This window comes from Rhodopila sp. (assembly GCF_965277165.1).
In the GTDB taxonomy this organism is placed as follows: domain Bacteria; phylum Pseudomonadota; class Alphaproteobacteria; order Acetobacterales; family Acetobacteraceae; genus Rhodopila.
This window is the reverse complement of sequence record NZ_CBDICE010000006.1, coordinates 1,305,511-1,319,775: the sequence shown is the minus strand read 5'-3', so window position 1 is coordinate 1,319,775 and position 14,265 is coordinate 1,305,511. Positions and strand designations below refer to the sequence as shown.

11 protein-coding genes are annotated in these 14,265 nt (G+C 58.5%); 2 read left to right on the top strand and 9 right to left on the bottom strand.

Annotation, left to right across the window (positions count from 1 at the left end):
- Positions 1 to 7: 7 nt before the first annotated feature.
- The 7 genes from ACQY4Y_RS18060 to ACQY4Y_RS18030 all read right to left on the bottom strand — a co-directional run bounded on the left by ACQY4Y_RS18060 (position 8) and on the right by ACQY4Y_RS18030 (position 9,735).
- Positions 8 to 1,060, bottom strand: coding sequence for a glycosyltransferase family 4 protein (locus ACQY4Y_RS18060; protein ID WP_428491971.1), 1,053 nt, complete (start codon positions 1,058 to 1,060; stop codon positions 8 to 10).
- Positions 1,061 to 1,104: 44 nt separating this feature from the next.
- Positions 1,105 to 2,541, bottom strand: a complete 1,437-nt coding sequence (locus ACQY4Y_RS18055; RefSeq protein ID WP_428491970.1) for an oligosaccharide flippase family protein — start codon at positions 2,539 to 2,541, stop codon at positions 1,105 to 1,107.
- 20 nt (positions 2,542 to 2,561) lie between these two features.
- Positions 2,562 to 3,749, bottom strand: coding sequence for a glycosyltransferase (locus ACQY4Y_RS18050; RefSeq protein ID WP_428491969.1), 1,188 nt, complete (start codon positions 3,747 to 3,749; stop codon positions 2,562 to 2,564).
- A gap of 9 nt (positions 3,750 to 3,758) precedes the next feature.
- On the bottom strand, positions 3,759 to 4,880 hold the full coding sequence (locus tag ACQY4Y_RS18045) for a hypothetical protein (protein ID WP_428491968.1): 1,122 nt from the start codon (positions 4,878 to 4,880) through the stop codon (positions 3,759 to 3,761).
- A gap of 87 nt (positions 4,881 to 4,967) precedes the next feature.
- Entirely contained in the window at positions 4,968 to 6,317 is a 1,350-nt protein-coding gene (locus ACQY4Y_RS18040; RefSeq protein ID WP_428491967.1) for a glycosyltransferase, read from the bottom strand.
- Between the two features lie 11 nt (positions 6,318 to 6,328).
- A complete protein-coding gene (locus ACQY4Y_RS18035; RefSeq protein ID WP_428491966.1) occupies positions 6,329 to 8,386 on the bottom strand; it encodes a GumC family protein in 2,058 nt (685 codons plus the stop codon).
- Between the two features lie 8 nt (positions 8,387 to 8,394).
- Positions 8,395 to 9,735, bottom strand: a complete 1,341-nt coding sequence (locus tag ACQY4Y_RS18030; protein WP_428491965.1) for a hypothetical protein — start codon at positions 9,733 to 9,735, stop codon at positions 8,395 to 8,397.
- Positions 9,736 to 10,145: 410 nt separating this feature from the next.
- On the opposite strand from ACQY4Y_RS18030, the gene ACQY4Y_RS18025 reads away from it, so the two are divergent.
- Together ACQY4Y_RS18025 and ACQY4Y_RS18020 are read left to right on the top strand one after the other, a co-directional pair.
- Positions 10,146 to 10,499, top strand: a complete 354-nt coding sequence (locus ACQY4Y_RS18025) for a hypothetical protein (protein WP_428491964.1) — start codon at positions 10,146 to 10,148, stop codon at positions 10,497 to 10,499.
- A complete protein-coding gene (locus ACQY4Y_RS18020) occupies positions 10,468 to 10,713 on the top strand; it encodes a hypothetical protein (RefSeq protein WP_428491963.1) in 246 nt (81 codons plus the stop codon). The genes ACQY4Y_RS18025 and ACQY4Y_RS18020 overlap by 32 nt, the downstream gene beginning before the upstream one ends.
- Before the next feature lie 173 nt (positions 10,714 to 10,886).
- Here the strand turns inward: ACQY4Y_RS18020 and ACQY4Y_RS18015 are convergent, their stop codons facing one another.
- On the bottom strand, positions 10,887 to 11,939 hold the full coding sequence (locus ACQY4Y_RS18015) for a glycosyl hydrolase (protein ID WP_428491962.1): 1,053 nt from the start codon (positions 11,937 to 11,939) through the stop codon (positions 10,887 to 10,889).
- Between the two features lie 233 nt (positions 11,940 to 12,172).
- Positions 12,173 to 13,756 (bottom strand): carbohydrate-binding domain-containing protein, encoded by a 1,584-nt coding sequence (locus tag ACQY4Y_RS18010; RefSeq protein WP_428491961.1) that lies wholly within the window; start codon positions 13,754 to 13,756, stop codon positions 12,173 to 12,175.
- Between the last annotated feature and the right edge of the window lie 509 nt (positions 13,757 to 14,265).

Here is a 14,265-nt window from a genome sequence, read left to right as displayed (position 1 = left end):
ACCGAACTCAGATGCCGTTGAATGCCGCGGCGTAGTGGTTGGTCATCTTCTCGGCGACTTGCTTCCCCGCAAACACAGCCATTCGATCGCGACCTTTTTGCACCAGCGTCTCTGCCAGGCCTGGGTCGGTCAGCACCGCGACCATGGCACGCGTGATGGCTTCGATGTCATAAGGATTGACCAGCAGCGCCGCGTCCCCCGCGATTTCGCGCATCGGGTCGAGATCGGACGCGATCACCGGCGTTCCGAAGCCGAATCCCTCAATGATCGGCAATCCGAAACCCTCCTGCAAACTTGCGCTGACGACACATGCGCTTTCGGCATAAAGCGTTGCCAGTTCATTATCCGAGATGCGCTGAAGATAGTGGATGGTCGCATCACGACCCCATCGGTCCGCGCCGTCGGGCACGCCGATGATCTTGAGGTCTGCTACCAAGTTGAATTCCTTGCGCGCTCGGCGGAACGCCTCGATAACGCGACCGGTGTTCCGGTATGGGAGATGTCCGCCGCGATGCAGGAGGTAAGGCGGCCCAGGACGGCCCCGACTGGTGCTCGGCCCGAGCGACAGAAACCCATCAATCGAGTTGTAGACCATCTCCGACGGAATGCCTCGATGAGCCAGCAGTTGCTGGGTCGTTCTGCTGATGCTGATGATGGTTCTCGAGCGGGGGGTCGCGAACCGGAAGCCGAATTTCACATACATCGATGCCAGTCGGGCCTTGATCCAGCGCAGGCGGAGCGGGAAGGTTTCGCTCAGGAAAATGAGGTCATGCACGGTGGTTACCGTGGGGATCGAACCTGCGAACACCGACCGCGTGTTGTACGGAAAATGGATAACACCACATCGCAGGCGTTTAGCAAGCTCGGGGATTACACGCTGTTCCCACCAGGCGAAGTTGGCGTCGGCAACACGATACCATGTGATGTTGCACAGTTTTGGCAAGCCGTTGACGTCGATCCGGGATGGAACAGCCACGATGTACTCGATATCCGACGGGGCCGACCCGAGCGCATGGCACAACTCGAAGACGAAGCGCCCGAAGCCATAGGGTTTGTGCAAGAAATACCCGTCGATAAGAACTCGCCGTAACACTGCTGCCCCCGTCACGCACGTCGCCGAACGGATGAGAAAACGACGAGGCGGGATTTGCGATCGATCAGCAGGAATGTACCGATTGCTGTCAGTCCACCTGTGACAATCTGAAGCATTAAGGACGTCAGTATCGGAGTATCGACGGTTGTAAGATCGACTTCACGGACCATACAGACCATAGCGAATGTCGCTACAATGACTGGGAGGATACCGCGCAAGCTGGTTCGGAAACTGATGCGCGCGACCCGATGAAGACAGCAAATGGCGACCGGGAGTTGGATGAGGGCTGGAATCACCCACACGGCGACAGCCGCGGTCAGGGCGTGGGAATCCTCGACGTAGAAGATGACGACCATGCCGATCGTCGTGAAGACCAGTTGAAACATCGCACTGAAAAACGAGAACCGCACGTAGCCGAGTGCGCGTAGCACGGTTGACGCGGGGAAGCGCATGAAGGCGATCGCTCCACCGATCGCCAGGAGTTGCACCAGAGGGACACTGCGGGTCCATTCAGCTCCAAGGACAATTGGTACGAATTGCTTCGCCACCAAGGCCAAACCGACGAACGTCGGCACTGTCACCGGCAAAACCAAACGGGTCAAATCGAGATAGGCCCGTTCCATGTCACCCTGCGAGTGCTGTTGGCGTGCTAGGAGCGGCAGGCCAATATTGGTGAACGCTGTATTCAAAACGCCAAGCGGAGTGGAGGTCAAGCGGAAAGCCAGATTGACAAAACCCGCTCCGGTCAGGTTGATGAAGATGGCGACCATGAACTGGAACAATTGTGTCCGTATTCCGATCATCGCGTGCATAAAAGCGTAAGGCAGCGCGAAGCGGCAAATCGGCCAGAGTGAACGATAGGATAGTCGCGGTGTCGGTCGCCAACCCGTCCTTGCATAAGTTGCTACGGCCTGAACCATCATGCCGGCATTATATTGGACAATCAAACTCCAGGCCCCGAACCCCGATGCTGCAAAGCCGATACCAGCGGCGCAGCCGCCAAGTCGTCCCAGCAGCGAGGGCAACGCCACGTCGCGAAACGACAAGTCGCGGCGCAGCCGCGCGTTGGCGATCCCCAGCGCGCTTGTTGGCAACAGTGAGAGGCTGGCGCCGAACAACAGCCAAGCCACCCCGCCCGCAGTGGTATCGTCACAGAACAAGGCGCCGACAAGGAACAAGCTGATCATCATGCCGGCGACGATCATCATCAGCCAGAACGCTTTTTCATAGGCGGTATCGTCGATTTCGGGAGCCTGAATCAATCCGTCGTGGAACAGGCCACCGGCGAACAAATCCAACAGCTGGATCGTGCCAAGCACGAGAGCCCCAGTGCCGAACATGGCCGGTGTCATCAGGCGCGCCATCAGCAACATCGTTGCCATGGTCAGCAGGACTGCCCCGCCGGTATCCAATCCGGCCCAAAACACCGACCGCTTGCCCAGCTGCACATGTGCGGGTGCCCTGATCATCAGGGCCGGAACTGTCTGATGCGATCGGCCAGCCGGGTGCCGTTGACCGCCCAGTCGAATTGGTCGTCCGCCGCCGCGAAGGCACCATGCTGCATCGTGTTCAACCTGTCATAGTCGTCGATGTATCGACAGACGTCCCGCACCAGGGCGTCGAGCGTGTTCTGAACAAGGAAGTGTTGCTGCACCTTTGCCGGTATTCCTGCCAGTGCATGGGCCAACGCGGCGACCGGCAATCGGCCAAAGATATAGTCCAGCGTCTTGAGTTTGAAGCCGCCGCCGGTAGTCTCGATCACCAGCCCCATGCGCGCTTGATCAAAGCATCCAAACAAGTCTGGCACGAACCCTTCGAAATGGATGGCCTTGAGATGCGGGGTCCATTGCCTCATCAGTTGGCCCGCCACCGACCCAATAATCCGCACCTCGATGCCGTGGCGAGCAAACACCGCGTCGGCGGATCCGAGGAACTGCACCAGATTGATCTGCTTGGCGATCCAGGTGAAAGAGCCGAGAACAATGAGCCGGCGCGGGACCGCCGAGGTGATCGTTCGCTCGGCCCGCTTGCTGCCGGCGTAGCATGGCCGCAGCGTCAAGGCGGGCCGTTTGGGCCCAAGCGCCTGGTAGCGGAGACCATCCGCATCCGTAATGACGGTCAACAGATCAGCGGAGACGGTCAGGCGACGTTCAAGCGCGGCAATCTTTTTGGCATTGATTCGTAGGGCCGCTCGCTTGAGACGATTGCCCTGAAAAGACTGGGCGATATCGCGCGCCGCCGCAGCCTCAAAATTATGCGAAACGTAGATCACCAGGCTACGTGGCGCGATCCGCCGCAGCAGAGGCAATGCCCAGCCCAGCGCGTAGTAGTCAATGACGACTGCATCGAACGTTGCGGTATGGAGCTGATGACTGACCGCGGCGATGAATCCAGTGGTGGCAAACCGCGCCGTCTGCAAGGGCAAGCGGCTGACCAACGCCCATGGGGTGCGCCTTGGCACCGCATTCACCGGAACCCAATCGATGGTCGCGGACACTCGCCGGTACGCCGCAAGATCGGTTTCCCTCGAGACCAGACCAAGAAAGGTTATGCTGATGCCTGCTTGCGCCAAGGCACCGGCGAGTTGGCGCGTGTAGTTGACGTCCCCCGAAACTGCGGGCAGCGGCATGTACCGTGAAAGCCACAAGAGTCGCATGCGCTGTTCTCAATCGGTTCGCCGGGGTTGAGCCGCAAAAAACAAGACATATAGCATTTCGATCATGATCGGATTGAGCAGATACCCGCCGGTAAACAAAAAGATCACGGACAGACTGAATTTCAGCGAACGATTGGGAGTTCGCCAGACAAAGACGGTGTAGAGCAGGACATACGCCAAGACCGCCAGCACGCCGTATTCGTTGAGAACCTTGACGATTGGCCCGTCGACTTCGTTGACGGTCGACCCCGGTCCCGCGCCGTAGAACAAGTAGGTCGGATCAAAAAAATGTTCCATGAACTGCGTCGCGGGAACAACGAGGCGGGCGCCTCCGCTGCTGTCCCGATGCTGCATTTCTCCCATCCGCGAGATCAGCGGCAGGGAAATATCCATCGTCAGCGCGAGCAGAATCCCGACGATCGCCGCACCGATCACTGCGATGATCAGCCACGGCTTCTCGCGCGCCAACAGAAAAGGGGCCGCGAGCAAGAACATGAGCATACCGGTGCCGCCGGTGCTCATGAGCGTGGCCGCCACCATCAAGCCGACGAAATACCAGCGGCGGAAGTATACGATCTCGATGATCGTCGCTGTCGCGGTGAAGGCCGAGAGGAACGATGGTTCGAGAAAGAAGAAGCCGTTCGGGCGGATAAACGACGAATACCACGGATGATGGGCGATATATACAAAACCTTTCATCAACAGTGACTGCGGCACGAAATAGGTCATGTCGATCGGATTACTCAGGCCAGTAAGCTTTTGATATATATATTGCACTATGGTTACGACGGCGGGAACGATCATCAGCCAGATGAAGCGGTCCGAGATGACCCGGTAGGCCAGCGACGACGTCCGCGCCTGCACTGTCCAGCAGCCGTAAAGCACCACGAGGTCAATGAGGCTGGCATATGATCCGCCGCTTAGCGACGTGGCGAGCACCACGACGCTCACGAAGACGATGTAGAAGCCCAGTCGTTCCGGCGATACCTGCATCTTCCGCATCACGACCATGTAGGCGATGCTGCCGAACATGATCAGCATCGGGATGCTTAACGGAAAGGACTGGGGGAAGAGCGCCAGCTTCTGCAGATAGATGAGGGCGAACATCTGCATGCTGAGGAAGCCGATCACCGCGGATTCCTGGCTCGCCGTGGAAACGGTCAGATGCCTCTGCTGCGGAACCGGCCAACTGTCGGACCGTGCAAGATACATTTTCGTCTAGGCCAGACCCGGTGCCAGGCCCGGTAAAGCCAGATCGGGTGATACCAGATCCGGCGACGGTGGGGTGGTCGGCGCCAATCCCGACGCCAGACCCAGGCGCCGAAATGCCATCTCGAGCTCTGGTCGCAACACGTTCACCGCTGCGTCCAGGCTATGCTGCTTGATCGCCAACGCCCGGCCCGCCACGCCCACCGCGACAGCAAACTCGGGGTCGTCGCGCAGACGCTTGAAACACCGGACAAAATCGCTTGCCGTCTCGGCCAGAAGGAAATCCCGACCGGGCTGACCATTGATTCCCGACAACCCCATCGGATAACCGATGACTGGCACTCCCGCTGCCAGCGCTTCAAGCACCTTGATCTTGACCCCCGTACCCGAAACGATCGGAGCGAAAAAGCACTGCGCGGCCTGCAGTTCAGCTGTGACATCCGGCACATAGCCAAGAAATTCCAGCCGAGGATGCATCACCTGCTGACGCAATTCCGCGGGCGCGGCGCCGATGACTTTAAGGGTCGGAACCGTTATATTCATCCGCTCGAAGGCGGGCACGATATCCCTTAAGTAGGCGATCAGCGCATCGAGGTTGGGCTGATAGGTCAGACCGCCGATAAACATGCAATCCATGGGCCGGCGTGCAAGTTCGCCGGCGGTGCGCGGGGGAATCGGAACGGACACCGACATGCGATAAACTTGGGCGCTGGGCAAGTGCCGGCGAAGCAGCGTCACTTCTTGGTCGGTTCGCAAGCTACTGGCTGGGGCCTGTTGGGTCCAATAAAGTTCGCGCTTGGCGAGGATGCGCGCCTCGCGCCGCAACAATCGCTGGAAAACCCATCGCGTCGGCGCATGCAGGGATTTCGGAATGACTGGTTCCAGGTAACCCAGGATCGCCTTCTGCTCGCTGCCTTGTTTGGACGCCCAAGCCGCGTAGCGTTCGGACAGAAGATCGTCATGGTCCAGCATCCAGGGGCGTTTTGCCTGCTGGCCATAACGAGCGGTGCGGATCATGTCGACGAACACGAAGTCGATCGAACGGCGGTCGATCAGTTGATTAATGTGCTCTGCCGCTGCCGGACAGACGTAAAGGCATTCATTGAGGCTCAGCGTATTCGTCAAGTGCTGGCGCAAGATGTTGCCAAGGATCCGCCGCCTCGATGGGAGCGCCAGAAAATGAGTCTCCGCCCCAAGATCATTATCCGCCGGTGCCACCTCGTCGCCCGGGATCGCGAACGACGCAACGATCACGGTGTGACCCATTGCCTGCAGCGCTTGCACATAGGTGCGCAAACCCATCTTATGCCCAGTCATACGTCCATACGGCGGTCGCGTGGTGATGAACAGAATGCGCATGACCGACCCTGTCAGGATGCGACCGCATAACCGCTGTAGGCATCCACCTTGCTGAGGTAGATTGGCCGCACGCGGGTCAGCAACAACATAAGCTTTGCCTGATCCTCGGGCAAGAAACGGCTCACCGCCTCATCGACAAACTCGGTTCGCACCCGACCGGCCTCGACCACCAGAATGATCCGTTCGCAGAGCCGCGATAGCACTGTGGGTTCGGCGACATGCAGCACCGGCGGCGCATCGATAACGACGAAGTCATAATTCTTCTTCGCGTCAGCAACCAGCGCCTCCAACTGCGGCGATGACGCCAACTTCAGCGGATTGGCCGCACCACCCTTGGCGATCAGGCAGTCCAAACCTGGTTGCACGCGAACTCGCGCTTGCTCAAACGTTGATTGCCCCTCCAGCAGCGTTTCAAGCGTGTGATCCGAGAGCAGATCAAACGCCGATGACAAACGCGGACGGCGCATGTCGCCATCAATCAGCAGAACCCGAAAATCATCGTTGGCCAGACGTCGAGCAAACTCGATCGCGATGGTGCTCTTGCCTTCGCCGGCTTCACTGGAGGTGACCAGGATAGTGCTACCCGAATCCTTCGAGGCAACAGCCAACCATAACGCTCGGAAGGTCTCAGTAATCTGCGACATGACTTGCGGCGTGCCAACCATCAAACCGTTCTTGAATTTCAACTCCGGCAGGCTGCCAAACACTGGAAAATCGGCCAGGTCGGTGGATGAATTCACCCTAGTCGAGGTGGTGTGGCGCACTGTAAGAATGCCGGTCATCACGCCGGCGCCGCCGAGGAACCCAAGTACCAGCGATACGATTCCAAACGCATGGTCGCGAAGCGTTGGCGGGACCGCGGCAAAAAGAATATATGCCGTCGACCCTTGCATCGCGGCGACCCGCATCTGATCAGCCCGCGTCAAAAAGGCGATATAGACCTGCCGTTTGCCGCCGACATCTTCCGCCAACTGCCGATACCGCGACGCCGCGACGATCGTCGCCTGGTTGCTGTCGATATCCCGCTGCACGGTCGTCTGCAACAGCCCAACCTTGGCCTTGGCGGCTTGGTAATTGCGCTTCAACGATGCCATGATGGCCGATGCCTCGCGGTTGATCTGCAGCTTCAATCCGGCAACACTTTGCTGCAGCGCGCGCCGACGCGGATCATTTTCGGACAGCGCGCTAATCTGTTGTTCAGTGCGCGCTTGCAATTCTTTCAGCGATTGGATCACTTTGGAGTTCAGAACTTCCTGTGCGTCCCCGAGGTTGCCCGCGCGTATGGTTTCCAGCGCCACCTGGTTATAGGCCAGTTCCTCGGTCGCCTTGGCAAGCTGCGCCGAATCTGTCGAGAGTTGAATCGTCGCCGACGAATTACCCTGTTGGTCGAGCACCGGATGCCCGGCAACAAACGCGGCGAGTTTTGCCTCGGCGTCATCAACCTGTCGCCGCGCAGCGATCATGTTGCGGTCGACGAATTGATCGACGCCCAGCATCTGCGCGTGCCGCGCCGCTTCCAAAGTTTCCAGATAGGTGCCCATCACCGCATTCACCACCCGTGCCGCGACCTGGGGATCACCGGCGGTAAACCGCACCGAAATCACGTTGCTGTTGTCGTTGGCTTTTACCAAGAGGTGCTTGCGCACGTAGTCAAGTGTCCGCTGCGTATTGTCCGGAATCATCGGCGTTGTGCCGAGCAACGATCGAAGGACGTTTTTAGCCTTTTCGACGTGGCCGGCGATCCAGGTCCCAACCGGATTTTCTGGGTGCAGACCCGGCATGTGGACAAGGTCGTATTTGGCGTTAACTTTACGCAATAGTCCGATTGATTCCAGCACATCGATCTGTGTGATCGCCGCCGAGCTGGGACCGGCGACACTGCTCGACGGGTCGACGGCCCGACCCTCGACCATCAGGCGGCCTTCGCTGCTGAATTGCGGCGGCAACAAGCGTGATATGCCAAACGCCAGGCTGGCGGTGATCAGCCCGACGAGAATGATTGCTGTCTTGCGTCTCGCCAGGATGGTCAGCACGCTTGACGATGACGGCTTCGGCGCAGCGGTTCGCATGGATGTCCCTATCCTGGCCTGGAGACACTGAAAACCTCACCGTCCAGCGCTGAGCGAGCAGGACGCCCGCCATGGTCAAAGCCGCGAGCCGGAACCCGCGCCGCCTCGATCGGCGCCAAATCTGCCCGGAACCGCGGCCAATCGGATCTTTGCGATACCGCGGTCTCGTTCCCAGTGCAGGACGAAAGCCTCGAAAAAAGCCCCCGAATCAAACGCAGATAGCGCCCACTCTTCGATTGATCGCGCTGCTGAGGTTGAGCGGGTTCCGTTGCGGCATAGCTAAAAAGAATCTCGCTCGTGGGGTGCGCTACGGCGCAACATTGCGCACGAAAGACCTCGAGGCCGGGCGAAAGCGGCGTGCCATGTCGGTGATATCCCGTCACGAAGGCGCCGGCGGGAGCCCGCTGATACGATTGCTTTATCAACCGCAGCATCATCAGCCAGGAAACGCCATTGTTGTTTTTCCGCGCGCTCGATTCCAGATAGTAAACGTTGCTTCCAAAACGGATGCCGCCAAATGCGGCAATGACCTCGCCGGCGCCCGTCGCGGTAATACTGAAACAGCGTCGTTTGAGCACCGACACCCGCACAGTGAAACGTGTGGCGAACCGCAAAACTCTCGGGCTGAGTCGCTTGCGCGTGTACAGCCCATAACGCAGCCGTACATGCGGCCCGGCATGGCGCAAACATCCGAGGCCTGTTCGGTGATCAAAGCTGAGATCATCAAAGGTGCGCATCGCTTTCTTGGCATTGCGCTTGGCATTGCTGCTGACGGCCTTCAGATAGTCTTCCCAACTTGGCCATCGAGCGAAGTCGATCGCGAAAACGTCGATCGGATGACTTGACTTGATGCATATTTGTCCGATCGCCAGCAGGTCCCGATCCCGCGCCGGTTCCAGGCTCCAGGGCGACCCGTAACGGTAATTGCCTGGACCGAGAAATCGCAGCACCGCCTGCATTATCGATCGCCACCGCGAGGGGGTGCCCGGAAACATTTGAATTCCTTCAACGAAGTAACGATTCACCAGACCTACCGCAACAGCGGTCTGGCCGACACGGATGCCGTCGCGAAGAATCATCAGGCGCGTCAATCGGTGACAGCCCCAACCGATCTGGGCGATCCGGCCTGCAGGGTAGGCAGTCCTAAACGATCCCCCGCAGCGAATCGCGAAGTCATCCCACCCCAGCGCGGAGCCGCGATACCGAACCACCGTAAATAGCGAATGCGCATCATCCTCGGAACCCAAATTCATTTCTTGCAAGTGATGAAATGGACGTTTCGAGAATACAACTTCCGCATCGGCCGGACGGGTAACGCACGGCCAGTGCGGAGTAACAGGCTGATCCATAGCTTGATCTTACCCACTTCTGCTTGGAGCGATAAAGAGTGATTGTCCTCGCTCTCAATAAGTTCAGGGTTCGTCGTCCTTACCCAATGCTCAGGCCTACCTTAAGTTGAAAAAAAATGTGCTCTGAGTTAACCCTTGAGCAAAAAAGTGTTGAACTACGACTTATGATCAATATAAACATTAAGTTATACAACTAGAAGTAGTAGATTGCATTTCGTGGCAAAGACCCCAAAACGCCTGCGCTTGGGGGAGGCCAACAATATAGCATAAGTTCAATATTCCTTTGGGCAATTGCGTTATTGACGAAAGAGCAAAACACAATTGACGAATCAAGAATTGCAGACTATGGTCGTTTATTGGATCATCGGCGAGCCTCTACGATATGATTGGGACGACCGAGCGGATGGTTAGTGAGCGTAACTTCCATAAATGCGAGATTAGCGGTCGGGGACAACCGGTCGGCTCAGGACAAATTCTACTGGGCGATCGCGCCCAGAGCCGAGGCTTACAACCGAGCCGCCCGGCGCTTCGCAACCGGCGCCGAAGTGCTTGAGCATGGCTGCGCCAATGCCGCCGTGACGCAGCAGCAGATCGCGCCGCTTGCAAGGCAGATCGAGGCAATCGACATTTCAGATGTCGCGATCAACACCGCAAAGGCCGACAACTCCGCCCCAAACGCGCACTATAAAGTCATGGGTACGACGAATCTGGCGTTCGGCGGATGTCAGTTCGGTGTTCGGCATTGGAATCATCCATCATCTTGATACGCGACAGGCATCACGCGAGGTAGCCCGTGTCCTGCGGCCCGACGGCAACGCCGTGTTTTGGGAGCCGATGGGGACAAATCCGATCATTGGCCTCTACCGCATGTTGACGCCGAATGCGCGCACCGTCGATGAGCATCCGCTGGCCAAAACCTATATTATGACCATGCAGGAAAGCTCTCTCTCTCCGTTGCGCTGCAACATTTCGGCCTGACTGCGCTGCTGGCACTGCTGTTTTCGTACGCTTCGCGATGGTCAAACCGTCCGTGCGGTGTTCGATGCCATCGACACAGTGCTGCTGGCGGTTCCTGAGCCCCGCAGCCTGGCGTGGTTTTCATTGATTGTCTGCACCAAATAATCGCCCCTCGCCCCCCCCCGCGACTGTGCTCAGGGATTGCGTAACGTGCCATTGGCGCCAAGCGCCGCAGCCCATAGGCTAGCCAGCGCGGCCTGATGGTCCGCGGGATTGCTCCACGACTCTTTGCCAGAGGCGTCGTCCAGATCCCACATCGTGATGAACTCGATCGGCACCGGCGAATGGCTCAGAACTGTGATGAACTTCGTCGCGAAGACTATGTCCGTGCCGCCCATCTCGCAAAATGCGATCGATTTGCCGCTGGCTTTGGCCATCGGCAGAAGTGATGAGATCAAATAATATGTCGGGTCCGAAGTCACCAGATCCGGATAATGATCGGCGTTGCCGTCCGCTGGCTTGCCGTAGATGTCCATGCCGATCACATCGACATAGTCATCCCCAGGATACTGCTGCGCCACCGTAAGGGAATAATCATTCTGGTTCTGGCCGACGTTCGGGTTCCAGATGACCTTGATCCGCATGTCATTTGCATCCGCGTAGTCATGGACCACTGCGTAGAACCGCCGCCACGCGGCAAGAAAACTGGGTAGATTTTGTCGATCGACTGGCGAGAACTGAGGCAGGTTGAATTCCCATGCCGGGCGCAGATACAGGACGCTGTAACCGCCGCTGCGCCAGTTTCCAAGCATTCCGGTGATCTGCTGGTCATAGAGACCGAGGGCGATCTGGCTGAAGACACTATTCAGGCCTCGCGAGGTCCGGAACGCGAAGGGAACGCCGATGGCGGGGATGATGCCAGCCGTACGGCTGTCGCTTCGCATCACCGCGGCACCGTAGCGACCCTGCTGCATCCAACTGAAGGAACCGTCCGGTGCCACGGTCTGATCGTTGAACCACAGGTAAACCGTCGGCGCCCGTCCCATGACCCTTACGAAACCATCCCATTGTGCGCGGAAACCCGGATACAGTGAGCTGGGGCCGCCGGCTTTTCCGTTCGGCATGCCGAAATAAGCCCCAAGCGGTATCAGTGGTCTCGCCGACGCCGCGGACGCGGTCCCCACCGCCGACGCCCCCGCATTCACATGGTTCTGCACGAACAGCAAATGCGACCCCGCGGCGCTCAACAGGCTTCGCCTGGTCAGGGTTGGTATCATGGGTTTGACCACATCTTGCGTATCCCGCACGCGAAGACCGATCGATGTTGTAGAACCAGTCGGGGCCGCTTGGAAGGTCCGCGGTGAACCCAGCATTGGTTGAGATCGCGCCAGAGGCAGCCGCATCGTCGAAGTGCCGCTCAGGTCCGACGACAGGTGACGGACTGCTCCGCCGCCGCCAGCAGCACAAGCCCGACCGCTGATCAGTGCGCCGTGGTCAGGCGGTAAGTGGCGGTGTCGCCTGTGGACATGAGCGGTGTGACCCCGCTGCCATAGTGGGTGCCGTTGAGATCGATGCCGTTCACATAAAGATTCCGGTCGGTGCTCGGGGTGCCACCATAAAGATCGTTGGTGAATGTTACACCGATTGTGTGCGTCCCAGCACCAAAGTTGCCGGCGAAGGCGATGCTTTCCCAGCCGCCTGAACTGTGCAGGACGGTGACCGGTTGCGGTGTCGAGATCTGCTTTCCGTCGATCGTCAACTCGAAATCCGCATCGCCCTGGTAGCCGTCCTCCGATAGCTTAAGCGTCAGCACATCCGCGGGCGGAGCGGACGTCGGGGTGACCCCGGCGACCGAAAAATCACGATATCCGTTCGAATCCAGGCCGGCGGTTGTGCCCGCGTAAGTCGTCCCATCGTAGGCGATGGCGTTGACATGCAGATTTCGATCAGTGGACGGCGTGCCGCCGTAGGCGTCATTGATGAACTGGATCCGAACGTCATGGCCGCCTGGGCCCCAGTTGCCGGCGAGGTTGAAAACCTTGCTGTCGCCCGCCGCCTGCAGTGCCGAGGCGGTCAGCGTACCACCGACCTGGTGTCCGTCCACCTGGACAACGAACTGGGCGTCGCCTTTCCACGCATCCTCGGACATGAAAAGCGTCAGGGTATCAGCCGTGGTCGGCGTCGGCGTTGGCGCAGGTGTCGGCGTCGGGGCCGGCGCAGGTGTCGGAGTCGGCGTCGGGGCCGGAAGATTACCCGCCGCCGTGATCTCGTCGAACGCGTTCTTCCACGCCGCCGAATAGGTCGCGTTATTCGACCACTCAAGCGTGCCGCCGCTGGCACCGCCAGGAACGTCCCAAATGTTGACCGAGGCGACCTTCAGACCTCCGTTGGTCTCGGCATTTGCCACCACGCCGCCGAGCTCGGCCGCGAATGTGGTGTCAAGTCCACCGGTTTCGGGAATGGAAAGCGGCTTTTGGTTGGTCTCCGCCATCTTAATCGCGGTGGCCAGTGTGTAGTCATTTGGGCTGCTTGGCGAACCATTCGGGACATCGCCACCAATTGGTTTGCCGTAGGTATCAATGCCGATTTGGTCGACATAGCTGCTTCCCGGGTAAAGCTGGGCCGGGCTGACGCCGCCGCCAAAATCTCCCTGACTAGGGCACCAGATGACTTGAATGTTCGCTCCGGCGAAATTGTGGGCTAGCGAGGCGATGTGCTGGAATGCAGCGGTAAAATCCGACACATTGCCGCTGTTGACGGCCCACGGATACCAGGTGCCGTTCATCTCCCAGCCCGGCCGGATCGAGAACGTCTTGTAGCCGTCGTTCGCCCAATCCTGGAAGATTCCGTTGAAGATTGAATCCTCGCTTCCGCTGATGATCTTTTGAAAAGACTGATCGGCGGTCTCACCGTTGGCGGACGACGCCATTGGAATGCCGATGTCGGGAATGATGCCGGACGCCGCGGATGTCCAGACGTTGCCGGCTAGCGAGCCTGCCAGCCAGCTCATCTGACCCACCCAGTTTGTTTCGGGCTGGGTATAGTCGCAATACTCATCCAGCACGGTCGGCGCCTGGCCCATCGCTGCGGTGAATGAATTGAAATCCGCCTGGGCGGCCGCCGTGGTTGAACTGTCGCCAGATATAGGATAGCCAATGTAAGCGCCAAGTTGAACAGTCGCTGTCTTAGTCATTGAGGTATCCTTAAACGTCGTTGGACTATTCCGTCGAGGCAACTCCTATTGCCTGCGAACCGAGCCATCCATACAGTCAGCAGAATTAACGTTCAAGGAAATTTGAAAGAAATATTCAGTAATATTCTGTAATCTACTATGTCGTTGCTGTAGGATTTCGAGATATCTTGGAAGAAACCACTCATTATTTATTGAAATAACATCCCCGACGACGCAGCGAAACGACATGCGTATTTGTCGCCGCCACAAATGCAGATTAGCAGATTGGCCGGCGACGCATTCCCGGCGAGCGATGGTCAGAAAAGTCCGCTCCGAACCAACAAATACTCGCAGTTTCATTCTTGCCGGGTTCGGGCAACCCACACGACCCGTCTGGGCAA